Source organism: Streptomyces sp. NPDC104313 (assembly GCF_055583985.1).
This window is the reverse complement of sequence record NZ_JBVJMW010000012.1, coordinates 88,156-105,913: the sequence shown is the minus strand read 5'-3', so window position 1 is coordinate 105,913 and position 17,758 is coordinate 88,156. Positions and strand designations below refer to the sequence as shown.

Genomic DNA, 17,758 nt, shown 5'->3' with positions numbered 1-17,758 from the left:
ACCTGGGGGGCTCCCCCCAGGTCCGGATCACCCAGAGCTGCCGCGATTCGGCGATGCACGGCCAGCAGATGCGCGGCCCCGGGAATCTGAACGGTTCAGGTTCCCGAGTGCAGGCCGAGGATGCTGTGCAGTACGACTCCAGGAGTTGCATCGCTGCTGGAGGACGAGGTGGCCAGTTCCACCAGCCGAGTTCGTAGCTCGGTAGCGTCCTCACCCAGCACGATCGCGCTGCGCACAAGCTCCAGCGTCAGAGCGGCCCGCATGTCCGAGGTACCGCCATAGCGCTCCGGGTCGGATTCGACCATGGCGCCGGCGATCGTCCACCCTCCGCTCTCAGCGGGAACGAATGCTGCTTCGTAGATCTCGTAACCGGTCCAACTGCGGCGCAGGAAGACCGCCAGGACGCCATGCTCGCAGCGGTCCGCGTCGTCGTTGACGTCGGCCTTGTCCGTGATGACGTGGGAGTCGGTACGGCTCAGCTCATCGTCGGCGACCGTTATGCCCACCATGGTGACAGGATCGCTCGCGCTCCGGAGAGTCCTCTCGATCTGGAGCCCTTGGCCTACCGTGCCGGTGGAGTCACCGGTCGGATCGTCGCGATCGAGGCGATCTGGGACGGCGACACGGTCCACGACTGGTTTGTGAGACTGCTGGCCACTACTGCCGACCCCGTGGAAGAGCATGTGCTGGCCACCATCTACGCGAGCACGGCGAGAGGACATCTCGGAGAGGGTGAGGAATGCGGCCTACGTCGCCAGGAGGCAGTGGCTGCCGAAAGGGCCGGAAGAGCCTTGGCCGCCCATCTCGCGGTTCCCTTCCATTTCGCGAGTCCGGACACGCCCGATGACGAAGCTCCGCGCTGGGAGCCTGCCACGTCCACCGAAATCACCGAGTCAGGCTGTGGCGGCGCGGAACCGCAGGACGAGTGGACGGTGTACCGGCTGACGGACGGGGCTCTGGCCCGCCTGGGGGCCGACGGGCGCAGGGCCTGACTACGGCTCCAGGACCACCTTGCCCATCGTGCCCCGGGTCTCCAGCGCGCGGTGTGCGGCGGCGGCTTCGGCGAGCGGGAAGCGCTGTACGGCGGGCCGCAGCCGGCCGGCCGCCGCCTCGGCGAGGGCACGGGTCTCCAGGGCGCGCAGACCGCCGCCCTTCTCGATCATCTCCGGACCGAGGACGGACCCGGACGTGATGCCGCGTTCGGCCAGCTCTCCGGCGGTGAAGGTGAGCGGTCCTCCGCCGAGGATCCCCTCGCCCGACCAGCCGTAGACCACGTGCTGCCCGCCGGGGCCGAGGAGGTCCACGGCGGCGCGGCCGATGGTCCCGCCGACGGAGTCGTAGACGACGGTGGCCCGCAGTCCCGCCGCGTCGAGGTGTTCACGGGCCAGGCGCGGCCAGTCGGGGCGGGTGTAGTCGAGGGCGAGGTCGGCGCCTTCGGCCTCCGACCGGGCCACCTTCGCCGGGCCTCCGGCCAGCGCTATCACGGTGGCCCCCGCGTTCTTCGCGTACTGGACGACGAGGGTGCCGATCCCGCCCGCCGCCGCGGTGACGACGACCACGGAATCCGGGCCGAGCGGGGTGAACCCGAGGATGCCGAGGGCGGTGCGGCCGGTGCCGATCATGGCGACGGCCCCGGCGGCGTCGAGCCCCTCGGGGATCTCGTGGAGCCGGTCGGCCTCGGTGACGGTCAGTTCGGCGTATCCGCCCGGCGCCATGCCGATATGGGCGACGACGCGCTTGCCGAGCCAGTCGGCGTCGACTCCCTCGCCCACCGACTCGACGGTTCCGGCGACCTCGCGGCCGGGGACGGTGGGGAGTCCGACGGGCTCCGGGTAGGGGCCGCGCTCCCCTTCCCGCAGAGCGGTGTCCAGAAGGTGCACCCCGGCCGCGGCCACGGTGATACGTACCTGGCCAGGGCCGGGAACGGGGTCCTCGGTCCTCTCGTACACGAGGTTTTCGGCGGGGCCGAAGACGTGAAGGCGTACGGCGTGCATGACGGGCTCCCTGGGGTCGCGCCGCGGGCGTGCCCGCGGCGGGCTGTGCCCCCACCCTCGTACCTCAAGTCCGCTTGGGGTCAACCCCGGTCCCGGGGTCCCGTCCGGGAGCGCTGCCCGGCGGCCCGTACGGCGAGCAGCGCGGCTTCGAGGCCGCTGGTGAAGGAGACCTCGCTGAGGAGTCCGGGGGCGGCGACCTGGTCGCCCGCCAGGAAGATCCCATCGCCCCGGACGACGGAGGGCCGGTCCCGCCAAGTGGTGCCGGGGCGGTCGACGGCTCCGGTGCGGCCGTCGGCGAGGGCCTCGACGCGCCAGGTGGTGCGCTCCCGCCAGCCCGGGAAGCCGAGGTCGAGGAGCTCCTCGGCCCGCGCGGTCCCCTCCGCCCTGCGGGCGTCGGGGCCGATCGGGAACTGGCCCTGGAGCAGTTGTTCGCCGGCCGGGGCGAGGCCGGGATCCTGGGCGGTGAACCGCTCGAGCCAGCCGGGCGCGTCCAGGTCCGAGACGACGAACGCGTCGCCGCGGCGGGTGCGCACCGCCAGGTCCAGCAGGACGGTGCGGCCGCTCTCCCAGGTGAGGGACGTGTCGTCGAGGAGGACGCGGGCGGAGTCCAGGGAGGTGGCGACGACGACCGGTCCGGTACGGGCCAGCTCGCCGAGCGTCCGGGTGTCGACGCGGGCGGCGGTCTCGATGCCGACCCCGAGGCCCCGGGCGTGGCCGGCCATCCGCTCGACGAGCGGCGCCCAGCCGCCGACCGGGTAGTGGGCCTCGGGCGGGAACGAGGCCAGGCGGTGCAGGCGCTCCTGGACGAACCGGGCGGAGAGCGCCCCGGGGTCGTGGTGGAACAGCGCGGTGGCGGCGAAGTTCGCGGCGGCCCTGGCCCCCTCCTCGCCGACCTGTCCGGCGGCCCACTCCAGGAAGGCGTCCTCCACCGGCGCGGTGCGGGGGGCCCTGCGGGCGAGCCGTAGCAGGGCCACGGGCGGGGTCCGGCGGGCGGCTCCCGCGCGGCGGAAGCGGAAGCGGAGGCCTTCGAGGGGCGGTACGGGGACGACGGCGCCGAGAAGACCGCGCCGGGCCAGCCAGTTCCAGTGCGGCCCGCGCCGGTACAGGGCGTGCGGGCCTTCGTTGGCGCGGTACGGCCCGTCCGCGGTCCTGGCCCGGCCGCCGAGGGTCCGGTGGCCCTCGTGCAGGGTGACGCGCGCACCGGACTCGGCCGCGGTGATCGCGGCGGTGAGACCGGCGAGGCCGCCGCCGATGACGTGGATGTGTTCCATGGCTGGATCTCCTTCGCGTCTTTGATGATGCGACGGATCGGGGGCGGCTGCTCGTGACACGGTCGCCGGGGCGTTGTCAGTGGGGTACGTCACGATGGGGGCATGGCAGCGAGCGCGGGCAGGACGACCGGGGCGACCAGGTCGGGCAGGACGACCGGAGCGACCAAGGGCAAGAAGGACACCATCGCGGCGGCGCGGCGTCCGGAGGTGCGGCTGCCGCCGCTCCTTCCCTACGACGGCGAGGGCCTGGAGCCGGACGGGGACTACGACGGGGTGCGGTTCGACGGGGTGGATCTGTCGGACGCGTCGGGCCGGGGGGCCCGGTTCATGGACTGCGCCCTGGACGGCTGCGCCCTGGACCGCGCGGAGCTGGTGCGGGCCCGCTTCATCGACGCGGTGCTGACGGGCGTACGGGGAGTGGGCACCGATCTCGCGGAGGCGTCACTGCGGGACGTGGAGGTGGTGGACGCGCGCCTGGGCGGGGTGCAGCTGCACGGTGCGGTGCTGGAGCGGGTGGTGGTGCGGGGCGGCAAGATCGACTATCTGAATCTGCGCGAGGCCCGGCTGAAGGACGTCGTCTTCGAGGGTTGTGTGCTCTGCGAGCCGGACTTCGGGAACGCGCACCTGGTCCGCGTCGAGTTCCGGGACTGCGTGCTGAAGCGGGCGGACCTCAGCGGGGTCCGGATGGAGTCGGTGGACCTGCGCGCGGTGGCCGAGCTGGACATCGCGCGGGGTGTGGACCGGCTGGCGGGCGCGGTGATCAGCCCGTCGCAGCTGATGGAGCTGGCCCCGGCGTTCGCGGCGCAGATCGGGGTGCGGGTGGAGGCGTGACCGAACCCCGGGGGCCCGCACGCACGGGGAAGCGGCCCCCGGAGCCTTGTCGCGGGCGGGGAGCGGGACCCGGGCCCTCGCATGCGAGGGAAGCGGCTCCCGGGCACCTCACAAACGGGGGAAGCGGGCCTGGAGGTCCCAGATCACGGGGTTGTCGGCGAGGCCCTCGTGCATGTCGGCCAGGTCGGCGATCAGGTCGTGCAGGAAGTCGCGGGCCTCCCGGCGCAGGAGGGAGTGGCCGAAGGTGAGCGGGGGCTCGTCGCCCGGCATCCAGTCCGCCTCGACGTCGACCCAGCCGAAGCGCCGCTCGAACAGCATCCGGTCCGAGGACTCGGTGAAGTCCAGCTCCGCGTACTGCTGCCGGTGCGAGCGGTTGCCGCGCGGGTCCTGGTCGATCTGCTCGACGATGTCGCACAGCGCCCACGCGAAGTCCAGCACCGGCACCCATCCCCAGGCTGTGGACACCTCGCGGTCCGCCTTGGTGTCCGCGAGGTAGACGTCGCCGGAGAACAGATCGTGCCGCAGCGCGCGGACGTCCGCGCGGCGGTAGTCGGTCTGCGGGGGGTCGGGGAAGCGGCGGGAGAGGGAGTAGCCGATGTCGAGCACGGATCGATGGTGTCATGTCCGCCGGAGGCGGACCGACACGATCGGGTGAAGCGGTCGGCATATGCCGGACGCCTATGCCGAAGGGTCTTTAGTCTCCGGCATATGGTCAGTTCGCCTCATGAGGCTCATCATCGGATCTTCCAGGAGCATCCGGGTCTATTCGCCAGTGCCTTCCGCACCTTGGGCATCCCCTTTCCGGAGCCCGTCGCGGTGTCGCTCATGGACACGGATCTCACGGAGATCAGACCGCTCGAACGGCACGTGGACACGTTGCTGCGCATCGATGTGGCCGACGGGGGTTCCCTGTTGCTGGCGATCGAGGCTCAGGGCAGGAAGGACCCGGACAAGCGCAGTAGCTGGGCGTACTACCTCGCCCACCTCTATGCGAAGTTCCGCTATCCGTGCGTACTCCTGGTCGTCTGCCGGGACAAGGGGACGGCGGAGTGGGCAGCCGAGCCGATCCGCATCGGCCTGGAGAAGCACCCGAGTCTGGCCGTTCTTCCCCTGGTGCTCGGGCCGCACAACGTACCCATGGTCACGGACGCCGCCAGGGCGGCCGAAGACATCCCGATGGCCGTGTTCTCGGCGATCACCCATAGTAACGATCACGGCATCGCTGCCATACTGGAGGCCCTTGCCGACGCGCTCCGGGCCACGGACGCCGACGCCGCAGCGGTTTTCGCCGAATTCACCGAGGCGGGTCTGGGAGCCACCCCGGCCCGTGAGATCTGGAGGAACCTGATGGGCACTGGTCTCAGTCACTTCCGCGGCTTCGTCGCCGAGAGCTTCCGCGACGAGGGCCGCGACGAAGGCCGGGCCGAGGGCCGGGTCGAAGGCCGGGCCGAGGACATCCTGCGGATTCTCATGGTGCGCGGTGTCACGGTGCCGGACGAAGCCCGGCAGCGGATCGCCGCCTGCAAGGACCTCACAGTGCTCGATGTGTGGTTCGAGCGGGCCGTCACGGCGACGACCGCCGACGCGGTGCTCAAGGAGATCTGATCGCCGGTTCGTCCCGGAGGTCCTGTCCTCGCGCGCACGTCGGCAACTTCTGGCGGCGGCGCTCGGCGTCGGTCAGTCGGCCACGGCCTCGATCACGGCGAACGGTGCGGCATCGGCGAGCGGGGTGACCGTCGTGAGGGCCAGGCCCGCGCCCCGGCTCACGGCAGCAGGCGCTGCTCCTTCGCCACCGACACCGCGCCCGCACGGGTGTCGACGCCGAGCTTGTCGTAGATCCGGCCCAGGTGGGTCTTGACCGTGGCCTCGCTGATGAACAGGGCGCGGGCGATGTCGCGGTTGCCGAGGCCCTGGGAGAGCTGGGCCAGGATGTCGCGTTCACGGTCGGTGAGGCTGGGGCGGGGGCTGCGCATCCGGGCCATGACCCGGCTGGCGACGGGGGCCGAGAGCGTGGTGCGGCCCTGCGCGGCGGCCCGGATCGCGGCGAACAGTTCCTCGGGGCGCTCCGCCTTCAGGAGATAGCCGGTGGCCCCCGCCTCGATGGCCCGGGTGATGTCGGCATCGGTGTCGTACGTGGTCAGCACCAGGACGTGGACCGTGCCGTCGGCCGCGATGCGGCGGGTCGCCTCCACCCCGTCGATGCCCTCGCCGAGCTGGAGGTCCATGAGGACGACGTCCGGGGTGAGCCGGGCGGCGAGGACCACGGCCTCCTCGCCGCTGCCCGCCTCGCCGACGACCTCGATGTCCGGTTCGCTGCCGAGGAGGGCGAGCAGCCCGGCGCGGACGACCACGTGGTCGTCGCAGAGCAGGATGCGTACGGGGGGCGGCTGCGGGCCTCGGCCGGTCATGCGGGGTCCTCCGGGACGGTGAGGGGGGCGGGCGCGAGCGGGACCGTGGCCGAGAGCACCGTGCCCTCGCCCGGGGCCGACTCGATGGTGAGCGTTCCGCCGAGCTGGTGCACGCGGGCCCGGATCGCTGGGAGCCCATGGCCGCGCACGGTGTCGGGGCCGCGGCCGCCCGCGGGTTCCACGGTGAAGCCGCGGCCGTTGTCGCCGATGTCGAGGACCACCCGGTCGTCGAGGTGGGTCAGGGTCAGCCCGGCGGCGGTGGCCCCGGAATGCTCCCGCACATTGGCCAGGGCCCCCTGGGCGATGCGCAGCAGGGCGGACTGCGCCCGGTCCGGCAGCGGGGCGTGCGGGGCGCCCTCCACATGGCAGTGGACGGTGAGCGCGCCTTGCGCCTGGGCGCTCTCCCGGGCCGCCAGCGTGTGCAGGGCCGCCTCCAGGCCGCCGCCCTGCGCCAGGTCGGCGGGGGCCAGGTCGTGGACGAAGCGGCGGGCCTCGGCGAGGTTGCGTTCCGCGATGCCGGTGGCCGTACGGACATGGCGGCGGGCCGCGTCCGGATCGGCCGTCCAGGTGCGGTCGGCCGCCTGGAGCAGCATCTGCTGGCTGGACAGGCCCTGGGCCAGGGTGTCGTGGATCTCCATGGAGAGCCTCTGGCGCTCGGCGAGGGTCCCTTCGCGCCGCTCGGTGGCGGCCAGTTCGCGCCGGGTGCGCAGCAGGTCGTCGATCAGCTCGCGCTGGCGTCCGGCCAGTTCCCCCTGGCGTACCGCCTGGCGCCGCATATGGACGAAGACGGCGGTCGCCACGGCGGCGACCGCGGGCGGGGCGAGGACCAGGTTCGGGTCGAACCCCTGGGCCAGGCGCAGTTGTGCGGCCACGACGAACGCGGTGAGCAGGGCGACCAGGGCGAGGGCCGCGCGCGGCGGCAGGATGCGCAGCCCGGTGTAGAACAACGGCACCGCGCACCACGCGAAGCTCGGCGCGAGGACGACCAGCACCATCCAGACGAGGACGAGCACGCCGAGCCAGGCGAGCCGGCGCGGGGTGGGGCGTGAACCCAGGACGGGTCCCAGGAGGTACAGCACCGCCAGGGTGATCGACAGGGCGATGATCCACGGGGTGCGGGCCTCCCCGGGGTGCCGCATCAGGAACCGGGTCAGCGAGGCGCCGAGCAGCAGGAAGAACGCGGCGTGCATCAGGAGCGCGAGCCAGCGGGCGTCGGGGTCCGAGCCGGGGTCGGCGCCTGGGTCGGCGCCGGGGTCCGAGCCGAGGTCCGGACTGTCGGCGCCCAGACCCGATCCGGGGGCGGTGCCGGGACCCGGAGTGGGGTCGGCGGCCCGCCCCGAGCCGGGTCCGGCGTCGGCGGAGCCGCCCCCCTCCGAGGTCTGCGGATCGCTCCGGTGGTCCACCTCGTACCTCGTGTTCTGTCTCGCCCGCCCCTGCTGACCTGCGTGGATCTTCCATGGTGACCCGATCCGGCCACCCTTGCATCAACCGATCGGCTGACGGGGGCGTCGGCCGACCCGCGCGTCGCTTCCAGCCGGTACGTCGACCGTACGGGGCCGGATCCGCCGGGAGGATCGATACCAGAGCGAAACGCCCGGACCACCGGGCCGCCCCCGGACCACCAAGGAGCCACCATGAAGAAGCTGTCGCTGCGCACCCGTGTCGTCACCGGCGCCGTCGTCGTCACCGCCCTCGGGGCCGGCACGTTCGGCGCGATGTCCGCGAGTGCCTCCTCCCCGGCCGCCGCCCCCGCCGCCGCGGCCAAGGCGGACACGGGCAACCGTAACCTCCAGCAGACGACGCAGCTGACCGTGGCCGCCGCCACCAAGGCCGCGCAGGCCACACTGGACGCGGCGAAGAAGGAGAACCAGCGGATCTCCGTCGCGGTCGTCGACCGCAACGGCAACACCATCGTCTCCCTGCGCGGCGACGGCGCGGGCCCGCAGTCCCCCGAGTCCGCTGTGAAGAAGGCGTACACCGCCGTCTCCTGGAACGCCCCCACCTCCGAGCTGGTCAAGCGCCTGGAGCAGGCCCCGAACCTGAAGGACATCCCTGGCACCCTGTTCCTCGGGGGCGGTGCCCCGGTGCAGGTCAAGGGCGCCCCGGTAGCCGGCATCGGGGTGGCCGGCGCGCCCAGCGGCGACCTCGACGAGAAGTTCGCCCAGGCGGGCGTCGCGGCCCTCGCCCGGTAGTCACGCACCATCCGCACAGGAACAGCCGGGAACGGAGTACCCATGAACGCCCTCGATCACGGCCTGCTCACCGCCGCGCGCACCGGCGACACCGAAGGTGTGCGCACCGCGATCGAGGGCGGCACCCGCACCCGTCGTCTCGCCCTCGCCCTCGGGCTCGCCGCCGCCGCCCTGCTCGCCGGGTGCTCGGCCGGCCCGACGGAGGCGGCCCCGGACGCTCCGGACATTCCGGGCTCGTCCGCCGCGTCCGGCACCGTGGCGACCGCCGACCCCTCCCGTACCCCCGCCGGCCGCACTCCTGAAGGCACCCTCCTCGTCGCCGACTTCGGCGGCGACACCGTGACCTTCGTCGACCCCGGCCGGAACGGGTCCGGGAAGGGCGGGGCCCCCGTCGCCTCGGTGCGGGTCGGCACCGCGCCCTACGGCCTCGTCGTCGGCGAGGACGGGCGGGCCTGGGTCGCCACCGCCGAGGGAGTCGCGGTCGTCGACACGCGGGAGCGGACCCGGCTGGCGCTCGTCCCGTACGAGACGGAGTCCGGCCCGGTCACCACCGGCGAGTACCGGGGCGGCGGCATGGGCATCGCCCTGGCCCCGGACGGGAAACACGTCTACGTCGGGGTCAACGTGCCCGGCGGCGACGGCACGGTCGAGGTCATCGACACCGCGACCCGCGAGGTCACCGGCGCCGCTCCGGTCGGCATGCGTCCCTTCGACGTGGACGTGTCGCCGGACGGCCGCGAGGTGTACGCCACCGATCACGACTCCTTCGACGTGACGGCGGTGGACGCCGACTCGCTGGAGACCCGGCGCATGGAAGTCGCCCCGTACGGCACGGAGGGCGGGCTCGGCTCCTGGCTGAAGCCGCACTACGCCGTCGTGCGCCCCGAGGACGGCAAGCTGCTGCTGCCGTTCGAGGGGGAGCGGCTCGCGGTCCTCGACCCGCGCACCGGAGAGGTGGCCATCGAGCCGATGACCGCCAACACCCACCAGCACGGCGCGGCCCTCGCCCCGGACGGCACCCTCCTCGTGGTGGGCACCGGCCCGATCGGATCGGACGACGAGGACCCCTCGCTCACCGTCCGGTCCCCCGACGGCACGGAGCGGGTCGTCCCACTGGGCGGGCCGCACGAGGACGTGGCGGTGTCGAAGGACGGCCGGACGGCGTACGTCACCGGTGGCTTCACCCGCGACGGTTACTGGAACGGCATCACGGCCGTCGACCTGGACGACGAGAAGAGCGAGCCGGTCCGCCTGGAGGCAGGCAACCGGCCGCTCGGAATCGCGGTCCTCTGAGCTGGAGCCGCCCGTTCCTCCCCCCGAGGCGGGCGGCTCCTTCCCGGGCGTCGGGCATCTCGCCCCCGACGCGCGTCTCTAGGATCGACGGCGTGGACCACCGAACCCCGGCCCCCGCCCCGGCCCGGCGGCGCACCGCCCGCACCCCGCTGCCGCTGGCCCTCGCCCTGGCGCTGCTCGGCGGCGGCTGTACGGGAGGGGTGCAGGGGACCCCGGGAGCGGTCGGACTGCGCGACCCGTACTTCCCGGGGCTCGGCAACGGCGGCTACGACGTCACCCACTACGGCCTGGAGCTCGACGTCGACCCGGGCGCCGGCCGGCTGCGCGGCACGGCCACGATCACCGCCCGCGCCACCCAGGACCTGAGCGCCTTCCACCTCGACCTCGCCGGGCTCGACGTGGACGGCGCCACGGTCGAGGGCCGCCCGGCCGCCGTGAACCGGGCGGGCAGGGAGCTGACGCTGCGTCCGGCGGCCGAGGCCGAGGACCGGCTGCGCGAAGGGCGTACGTTCACCGCCGTCGTGCGCTACTCCGGCCCCCCGGAGACGATCACCGACCCGGACGGGTCGAAGGAGGGCTGGCTGTGGACGGCGGACGGCGCGGTCGCCCTCGGCGAACCGGCCGGATCCCTGGCCTGGTTCCCCGGCAACCACCACCCGAGCGACAAGGCCGCGTACGACATCGCGATCACCGTCCCCGAGGGACTCGCGGGGATCTCCAACGGGGAACTGGTGTCCCGGCGTACGGCGAACGGCCGCACCACCCACCGCTGGCGGACCGCCGAACCGATGGCGAGCTATCTGGCGACCGTCGCCGTGGGGCGGTTCGCCACCGAGGAGTCGGTGACCCCCGACGGCATCCGGCTGTTCACCGCCGTGGACCCGGAGTCGGCGACGGCGAGCGAGGACGTGCTGGCGCGGATTCCGGCCGTGCTGAAGTGGTCGGCAGGGAAGTTCGGACCGTATCCGTTCTCCTCCGCCGGGGCGATCGTCGAGCGGACGGGCGACTCGGCCTACGCCCTGGAGACCCAGAACCGGCCCGTCTACCCCGGCCCGCCGGACACCGCGCTCCTCGTCCACGAACTGGCCCACCAGTGGTTCGGGAACTCCGTCACCCCCGCGACCTGGCGGGACATGTGGCTGAACGAGGGCTTCGCCACGTACGCGGAGTGGCTCTGGGCCGCCGACCACGAGGACGTACCGGTTCAGGAGAGCTTCCAGGAGGCGTACGAGGACGACGCGAACTGGGCCTTCCCGCCGGCGGATCCGCCGACCGCCGCCGAGCTGTCCGAGCCGCCGGTCTACGGGCGCGGGGCGATGGCCGTGCACCGCGTCCGGCTCGCCCTGGACGACGACCGGGCGTTCTTCGCCCTGGTCAAGGGGTGGACGAAGGCCCACCGGCACGCCAACGCCTCGACCGGCGACTTCACCGCCTACGTGGAGGAGGAGACGGGGCGGGACCTGACGGCACTGTGGGACGCCTGGCTGTACGGCAGGAGCCGCCCGCCCGTTTGAAGGGCCGACCGGCTCCCGTACTCGCTGACGTACCGCGTCCCTTGACGTCGACCCCGGTCCAGGTCTTCGCCGCGCCGTGGTGGGTGTGCGGCGGAGTAGCGGATTCTCCGCCGTACGGGCAGGCAGGGTGACGGCGCCTCACACACGCCGGAGCCCCCGGCCGCGAAGGCGGCCGGGGGCTCCGGTGAAGCGATGAAGCAGTTGCGCGCTCGGGTCAGAGGTTGACGCCGAAGTCCTGGGCGATGCCGCGCAGGCCGGAGGCGTACCCCTGGCCGACCGCGCGGAACTTCCACTCGGCGCCGTTGCGGTAGAGCTCGCCGAAGACCATGGCGGTCTCGGTGGCGGCGTCCTCGCTCAGGTCGTAGCGGGCGATCTCGGCGCCGCCGGCCTGGTTGAGGATGCGGATGAACGCGTTGCGGACCTGGCCGAAGTTCTGGTTGCGGTTCTCGGCGTCGTAGATCGAGACCGGGAAGACGATCTTGTCCACGTCGGCCGGCAGACCCGCCAGGTTGACGTTGATCTGCTCGTCGTCGCCCTCGCCCTCACCCGTGACGTTGTCACCGGTGTGCACGATGGTCTGGTCCGGCGTCGACTTGTTGTTGAAGAAGACGAAGTGGCCGTCCGAGACGACCTTCCCCGCCGGGTTGACCGCGATCGCCGAGGCGTCGAGGTCGAAGTCGGTGCCGGTGGTGGTGCGGACGTCCCAGCCGAGGCCGACCGTGACGGCGGTAAGGCCCGGTGCCTCCTTGGTGAGCGAGACGTTGCCGCCCTTGGACAGGCTTACTGCCATGGGAAGTCCCTTTCCTCGTCGTGTGCGGGCTTCGTGCCATCACGAAAGCTACCGTCACCCGTCATAACGCAAGCAGCAGACCACGAGGTTCCTGGTCGCTTTACTTTCTTTGCCGGACTTCGTGCCGAAGTGGAGCCGGTCAGCGGACCCCGCGCGGATCCCGCGTGCTGAAGAACGCGCTAAAGAAGGTGACGAAGGGGGTGCCGGGAAGGGACCATGGGTGTCATGTCCGGGCCCTATGTCATCCGCGGCTCGGTCTCCCTCCCGGAGGCCGAGCTCATGTGGCGTTTCTCGCGGTCCTCCGGGCCCGGCGGCCAGCACGTCAACACCAGCGACTCCCAGGTGGAGCTGCGCCTCGACCTGGCGGCGACCGACGCGCTCCCCGAGGTGTGGAAGGCGCGGGCGCTGGAGCGGCTCGCGAGCAGGCTGGTGGGCGGGGTGATCTCCGTACGGGCCTCCGAACACCGCTCCCAGTGGCGCAACCGCGAGACGGCCGCCGTGCGGCTCGCCGCACTCCTCGCCGAGGCCACGGCGCCGCCGCCCAGGCCCCGGATCAAGCGGAAGATCCCGCGCGGGATCAACGAGCGCAGACTGCGGGAGAAGAAGCAGCGCGGCGACACCAAGCGCGGGCGCTCGGGCCGCGACTGGTAGACGCCGCGCCCGTGTGACCGGCGCCGCGCCCGTGCGGCCGGCGCCGGAACGTAACGTCAGCCCAACTGGCGATACCGCCCCTTGAAGTACGCCAGCGGGTCGCCCTCCGGGCTCGGCAGCTCCGCCGTGAGCACCCGCCCGATCACCAGGGTGTGGTCCCCGGCCACCACGCGCTGCTCGGTACGGCACTCCAGCGTCGCCAGCGCCCCGCCGATCAGCGGCGCGTGCGTGACCTCGCCCCGTACGTACGGGACGTCCTCGAACAGCAGCCGGTCGCTGATCCGGCCCTTCATGGCGAACCGCCCCGCGATGTGCCGCTGGCCGGCGGCCAGGACGGAGACCGCCCACAGCGGCTGCTCGTCCAGCAGGTCGTCCATCCGGGAGCCGTTGCGCAGGCTCACCATCACCAGGGGCGGTTCCAGGGATACGGACATGAAGGCGGTCGCCGTCATGCCCACGTCCTCGCCCCGGCCGTCCTCGTCGAGGGGCGGCTCCTGGGCGGTGACCAGCACCACCCCGGCGGCCAGCCGTGCGAGTGCGGCACGGAACTCGTCGTTGCTCACTCCCTCAGCATGGGGGGTGGGCTCGGGGTGGGGGGCGATCGGCTTCGTCTGGAACACACACAGACGCTAACCGCGGGGGCCGGGCGGTCGCATCGGGCCAGGGGACCAGGCCGGTCCTAGGACTCCGTCAGGGACCGCGTGCGCGGTCACACGAGCCGTGCGCGGGCACACGAGCCGTGCGAAACGCGGGCGCACACCACGGGAACCGGCCCTTCCCGCTCCGCACCGAACGGGGACCGTCACCCTGAGTCGCCGACACCCCCCGGACCATCTGTTGTGACTTGAGTCACAGAGTCCATTTTCTGCTGACCCTGTGTACCGGGTGCACAGCTCACTGTGATTCAGTGGCCGTGACACTGCAACAAGTACGTCGATATGAAACCTGGAGTTGCTGTCGAGGTCTCGGGGAGTGCGAGCGATGGAGGCCGAGTCGGAACCGTACGTCCGCCTTGCGACCATGCGGCAGCTGCATCAGGCCGTCGCTGATCTCAATACGGCGCGGAGCCTGGCGGACACGCTGCAGACCGTGGCCGACGGGATCGTCGAGGGTCTCGGCTACGAGCTGGGCTGCGTGAATCTGGTCCGGCCGGACGGCGACCTCGTCATCGCCGCCTTCGCGGGCAACGCCGCGGCCGAGGCCCTGATCACCGGTCGCGTCGGCTCCCGCGCCTCCTGGGAGCGCCGGCTCTCCATGGGTGAGGCCTGGGAGAACCTCCGCTTCATCCCGCACACCGAGGGCTGGGTCCTCCTCGACGACGACGTACCCCAGTGGCACACCGAGGGGCCCGAACCCCGGTTCGAGGACGAGTGGCACCCGTTGGACCGGCTCTACGCCCCGATGTACGCCTCCGCGGGCGGCCGGGACCTCCTCGGGGTCATATCCGTCGACCGGCCGCGCAACGGGCGCCGCCCCGGAGCCTGGGGGCGCGAAGCGCTCCAGATGTACGCGTCCCAGGCCGCCATCGCGATCAGCAACGCCCGCCTGCGGGCCAACATGCAGCGCGCCCTGGTCCGCCTGGAGCGGGAGCAGCAGGCGCTGCGGGCCAGCGAGGAGTCCTTCCGGCAGGCCTTCGAGTACGCGCCCAGCGGGATGGCCATCGCGGAGATGGGCGGCGACCAGCAGGGCAGGCTGCTGCGCACCAACGACGCCCTGTGCCGGCTGATCGGCCGCCCGGCCTCCGTCATGCGCCGTTACTCCTTCGCCGACCTGGTTCACCCCGAGGACATCGGCACCCTGCTGCGCACCTCCGCCGAGGGCGGCCGGGCCGAGCTGCGGCTGAGCCGCCGGGACGGCACCTATCTGTGGGTCTCGTTGCGCAATTCGGTCGTCGCCGACACCGCGGACGGGCCGCGCTTCCTGCTCACCCATGTCGAGGACATAGAGGAGCGCAAGCGGCACGAGCTGAACCTCGCCCACCGCGCCTCGCACGACGCGCTGACCGGGCTGCCCAACAGTGCCGAGCTGAAGTCGCGGCTCAGCGACCGGATCTGCGAGCGGCCGCACTCCCCGGCCGCGACCGCGATCGAGGCGTTGGACGCGGCCTACGGGGACGTCGAGTCGTCCCTGACCCATGGCTACCAGGCCGACGGCTACGAGGGTGAGGCGGTCCCGGGCGGCGGTCCCTTCGAGCACCATGTGCACGCGGTGGCCCCGGACCCGGAGCACGACGACGGGACGAAGGGCCTCGCGGTCCTTTTCTGTGACCTCGACGGCTTCAAGTCCATCAACGACCGTTTCGGGCACCACACCGGCGACGCCGTGCTCATCGAGGTCGCCCGGCGGCTGAGCATCTGTGTGCGGGACGGCGACACCGTCGCCCGGCTCGGGGGTGACGAATTCGTCGTTCTCGCCGACGGCCTCGGGGCGGCGGACGCCGCTGACCTGGCCGTTCGCCTGAGAAATGCCATCATTCCGCCCATAAGGGTCGACGGTCGCGCGGTCCGGGTCGGGGCGAGCTTCGGCATCGGCTGGGCCGAGTGCGGAATGACCGTCGAAGAGGTCCTGCGCTCCGCCGACCAGCGGATGTACGTGGAAAAGCGGTCCCGGTCGAAGGTTCACCGCAGGGCCGGATGACGTTCACGACCCGTTCCTCCCCTACCCCGTACCCGTTCCCCGACGGCCGCCCGGGTCACTGAGAACAACTCGGGGCCTGCTCCGTTCGAGGTAGGCTCGGCCGGTCGGCGACGGCTGGCGACATGGTGAGGAGTGACCCAGGGATGACGGCCGGAAACAACGGCGCGAGCAAGCCCGAGGACGACGATCCGTTCGGCTATCTGTACGCGGACGGAATGGCGGCAGGCGCCCAGCCGCCCGGCCAGAGCGGCTACGGCTACCCGGGGCCGGCCGCACAGCCGGGCGTGCCCAGAACGTCCTACAACCAGGTGCGTGCCGTCGGCGAGCGCCAGTACGGTCAGGCGCCGCAGCAGCAGGGCGGGTACGGCTACCCGCCCCAGCAGAGCTACGGCCAGCAGCAGGCGCCGCAGTCGCAGTACGCGGCCCCCGAGACCTACCCGGGCGGCGGGTCCAACGGACAGCCTCCGGCGCAGGGCGGCCGTGGCGGCGGTCCGGGCCGGGGCGGTCCGAACACGAAGGCGCTCCTGATCGCGGCGGTCGCCGTGGTCGCGGTCGTCCTCATCGGCATCGGCGCCGCCCTGCTCACGGGCGACGACGGTGACCAGGACGGCAACAAGAACGAGGCGTCCTCCTCGCAGGGTCCCGCCGGCGAGGTCGAGGAGTCGAAGAAGCCGGAGAAGAAGCCCAAGGAGAACCCGAAGCCGGTCGAGCTGCCGAAGCAGGACGCGGCGACGCTGACGCTGGGCGGCACAGCGGCCCTGGACTCCACGGTCAAGGGCGCCAAGGGCGCGAACGGCAACTACATCAACCTGAACGAGGTCGGCCGGTCGGCCACCTGGACGGTCGAGGTTCCCGAGGCCGGCGCGTACACCCTGTACGTGACGTACGGCGTGCCAGGCAAGGACGCGAAGACGACCCTGACGGTCAACGCGCAGGAGCCCCGCTCCATCAACATGAAGAACTTCGCGCGGGCCCCCGAGGGCGATCTGGAGAAGGGCTGGACGAACACGTACGCGTACGTCCAGCTCGACAAGGGCTCCAACAACCTCAAGCTGTCGTGCGAGACGGGCGACGAGTGCGACGCCAATCTCGACCAGCTGGAGATGAAGTCCGGCCACATCAAGAGCTAGTCACACCCCGGACATCCGCTCCGGGCATCCGACGCCCTGACCGCCCGCGAGGTGGTCAGGGCGTCGGCGTGTGCGGCTGGACCGTGACGCGGGGCAGCAGCTCCGCGTAGGCCGCCGCGTCGAACTCGCCGGCCGTCGGGGCCAGCACGGTCGCCGCCGACAGGGCCACCGCCCGGGCGAGGCGCTCCGGCCAGTCGAGACCCTCGGCCAGGGCGGACAGCAGCCCGGCCACCGCCGAGTCGCCCGCGCCGGTCGGGTTGCCGCGTACGGGGGCGGGCGGGGCGGCCCGCCAGACACCATCCGGGGTGAGCGCGAGCATGCCTTCCGGGCCCAGGGACACGATCACGGAGCGGGCCCCGCGGCGGCGGGCGTCGCGGGCGGCGCGCAGCGGTTCGCGGGAGCCGGTCAGCAGGGCCAGCTCCTCCGCGTTCGGCTTGACCAGGTCGGGGCGGGCGGCGATGCCCCGGCGCAGCGGTTCGCCGCTGGTGTCGAGCAGCACGGGCACGGCGGCGGCGCGGGCGATCCGGATCAGATCCGCGTAGGCCCCGACATGGATGCCGGGCGGCAGACTGCCGCAGAGCGCGACGGCGTCGGCTCCGGCGACCAACTCCTCGTACGTCCGCAGGAAGGCGGCCCATTCGGCGGGGCTCACCTGCGGTCCGGGTTCGTTGAGCTGGGTGGTGTCGCCGGTCGAGCGGTCGGTGATCGCGAGCGTGCGGCGGGTGTTCCCGGCGACGGGAACGAGGGCGTCGCGTGGCGGGAGCGGGGCGAGCAGGGAGCGCAGAACGTCCCCGGTCGCGCCGCCGACGAAGCCGGTGACGACGCAGTCGTGGCCCAGTGCGCCGAGCACCCGGGCGACGTTGAGGCCCTTGCCGCCGGGGCGTTCGGTGACCTCGCCGACCCGGTGGCTGCGGTGCGGGACGAGCGCGTCGACGGTGTAGGTCACGTCGAGCGCGGTGTTCGGAGTGACGGTCAGGATCACCTCTGCCGGTCCCTTCCTCGGTGCGTGTTCCCAGCGGTACGCGCACCCGTCCGCGGCACGCCAAT

Annotated in this window: 18 protein-coding genes; 9 read left to right on the top strand and 9 right to left on the bottom strand. The window is 72.5% G+C overall.

The annotated features are described in order from the left end of the window. Positions 1-95: 95 nt before the first annotated feature. Positions 96-509, bottom strand: coding sequence for a hypothetical protein (locus tag ACZ60Q_RS25865; RefSeq protein WP_469639157.1), 414 nt, complete (start codon positions 507-509; stop codon positions 96-98). A gap of 48 nt (positions 510-557) precedes the next feature. Between ACZ60Q_RS25865 and ACZ60Q_RS25860 the strand changes: the two genes are divergently transcribed. Then, positions 558-992 carry a hypothetical protein gene (locus ACZ60Q_RS25860; RefSeq protein ID WP_469639154.1) on the top strand — a complete coding sequence of 145 codons (435 nt, stop codon included), beginning with the start codon at positions 558-560 and terminating at the stop codon, positions 990-992. On the opposite strand, the gene ACZ60Q_RS25855 is transcribed toward ACZ60Q_RS25860, so the two are convergent. Together ACZ60Q_RS25855 and ACZ60Q_RS25850 are read right to left on the bottom strand one after the other, a co-directional pair. Beyond that, positions 993-1,994, bottom strand: a complete 1,002-nt coding sequence (locus ACZ60Q_RS25855; protein WP_469639151.1) for a zinc-binding dehydrogenase — start codon at positions 1,992-1,994, stop codon at positions 993-995. 80 nt (positions 1,995-2,074) lie between these two features. Continuing rightward, entirely contained in the window at positions 2,075-3,265 is a 1,191-nt protein-coding gene (locus ACZ60Q_RS25850; protein ID WP_469639148.1) for an NAD(P)-binding protein, read from the bottom strand. 102 nt (positions 3,266-3,367) lie between these two features. On the opposite strand from ACZ60Q_RS25850, the gene ACZ60Q_RS25845 reads away from it, so the two are divergent. Continuing rightward, positions 3,368-4,096 carry a pentapeptide repeat-containing protein gene (locus ACZ60Q_RS25845; protein ID WP_469639145.1) on the top strand — a complete coding sequence of 243 codons (729 nt, stop codon included), beginning with the start codon at positions 3,368-3,370 and terminating at the stop codon, positions 4,094-4,096. 108 nt (positions 4,097-4,204) lie between these two features. On the opposite strand, the gene ACZ60Q_RS25840 is transcribed toward ACZ60Q_RS25845, so the two are convergent. Then, entirely contained in the window at positions 4,205-4,702 is a 498-nt protein-coding gene (locus tag ACZ60Q_RS25840) for a hypothetical protein (RefSeq protein ID WP_469639142.1), read from the bottom strand. A 102-nt stretch (positions 4,703-4,804) separates the two neighbouring features. On the opposite strand from ACZ60Q_RS25840, the gene ACZ60Q_RS25835 reads away from it, so the two are divergent. Beyond that, complete coding sequence (locus ACZ60Q_RS25835; RefSeq protein WP_469639139.1) at positions 4,805-5,701, top strand: RpnC/YadD family protein; 897 nt, start codon at positions 4,805-4,807, stop codon at positions 5,699-5,701. A gap of 158 nt (positions 5,702-5,859) precedes the next feature. Here ACZ60Q_RS25835 and ACZ60Q_RS25830 read toward each other — a convergent pair whose 3' ends face one another. Further along, complete coding sequence (locus ACZ60Q_RS25830; protein WP_469639136.1) at positions 5,860-6,504, bottom strand: response regulator; 645 nt, start codon at positions 6,502-6,504, stop codon at positions 5,860-5,862. Next, complete coding sequence (locus tag ACZ60Q_RS25825; RefSeq protein WP_469639134.1) at positions 6,501-7,907, bottom strand: sensor histidine kinase; 1,407 nt, start codon at positions 7,905-7,907, stop codon at positions 6,501-6,503. Before ACZ60Q_RS25825 ends, ACZ60Q_RS25830 begins: the two co-directional genes overlap by 4 nt. 231 nt (positions 7,908-8,138) lie before the next feature. Here ACZ60Q_RS25825 and ACZ60Q_RS25820 point away from each other — a divergent pair, with 231 nt between their 5' ends. From ACZ60Q_RS25820 to ACZ60Q_RS25810, 3 genes are all read left to right on the top strand, one after another. After that, a complete protein-coding gene (locus ACZ60Q_RS25820; RefSeq protein ID WP_469639131.1) occupies positions 8,139-8,696 on the top strand; it encodes a GlcG/HbpS family heme-binding protein in 558 nt (185 codons plus the stop codon). A 42-nt stretch (positions 8,697-8,738) separates the two neighbouring features. Then, complete coding sequence (locus ACZ60Q_RS25815) at positions 8,739-9,989, top strand: hypothetical protein (protein ID WP_469639128.1); 1,251 nt, start codon at positions 8,739-8,741, stop codon at positions 9,987-9,989. A gap of 92 nt (positions 9,990-10,081) precedes the next feature. Then, on the top strand, positions 10,082-11,503 hold the full coding sequence (locus tag ACZ60Q_RS25810) for a M1 family metallopeptidase (RefSeq protein ID WP_469639125.1): 1,422 nt from the start codon (positions 10,082-10,084) through the stop codon (positions 11,501-11,503). Between the two features lie 214 nt (positions 11,504-11,717). Here the strand turns inward: ACZ60Q_RS25810 and ACZ60Q_RS25805 are convergent, their stop codons facing one another. After that, positions 11,718-12,293 (bottom strand): TerD family protein, encoded by a 576-nt coding sequence (locus tag ACZ60Q_RS25805; RefSeq protein WP_219610745.1) that lies wholly within the window; start codon positions 12,291-12,293, stop codon positions 11,718-11,720. 216 nt (positions 12,294-12,509) lie between these two features. Between ACZ60Q_RS25805 and arfB the strand changes: the two genes are divergently transcribed. Next, complete coding sequence (gene arfB / locus ACZ60Q_RS25800; protein WP_469639122.1) at positions 12,510-12,944, top strand: alternative ribosome rescue aminoacyl-tRNA hydrolase ArfB; 435 nt, start codon at positions 12,510-12,512, stop codon at positions 12,942-12,944. A gap of 56 nt (positions 12,945-13,000) precedes the next feature. Here arfB and ACZ60Q_RS25795 read toward each other — a convergent pair whose 3' ends face one another. After that, on the bottom strand, positions 13,001-13,507 hold the full coding sequence (locus ACZ60Q_RS25795; RefSeq protein WP_469639555.1) for a flavin reductase family protein: 507 nt from the start codon (positions 13,505-13,507) through the stop codon (positions 13,001-13,003). Positions 13,508-13,925: 418 nt separating this feature from the next. Between ACZ60Q_RS25795 and cdgB the strand changes: the two genes are divergently transcribed. Beyond that, positions 13,926-15,581 (top strand): diguanylate cyclase CdgB, encoded by a 1,656-nt coding sequence (cdgB, locus tag ACZ60Q_RS25790; RefSeq protein ID WP_469639119.1) that lies wholly within the window; start codon positions 13,926-13,928, stop codon positions 15,579-15,581. Between the two features lie 143 nt (positions 15,582-15,724). Beyond that, positions 15,725-16,711, top strand: coding sequence for a carbohydrate-binding protein (locus tag ACZ60Q_RS25785; RefSeq protein ID WP_469639116.1), 987 nt, complete (start codon positions 15,725-15,727; stop codon positions 16,709-16,711). Between the two features lie 55 nt (positions 16,712-16,766). Here ACZ60Q_RS25785 and ACZ60Q_RS25780 read toward each other — a convergent pair whose 3' ends face one another. Next, the gene (locus ACZ60Q_RS25780) at positions 16,767-17,693 is read right to left on the bottom strand and encodes a 1-phosphofructokinase family hexose kinase (RefSeq protein WP_469639113.1); all 927 of its coding nucleotides are present in this window, start codon (positions 17,691-17,693) and stop codon (positions 16,767-16,769) included. Positions 17,694-17,758 lie beyond the last annotated feature (65 nt).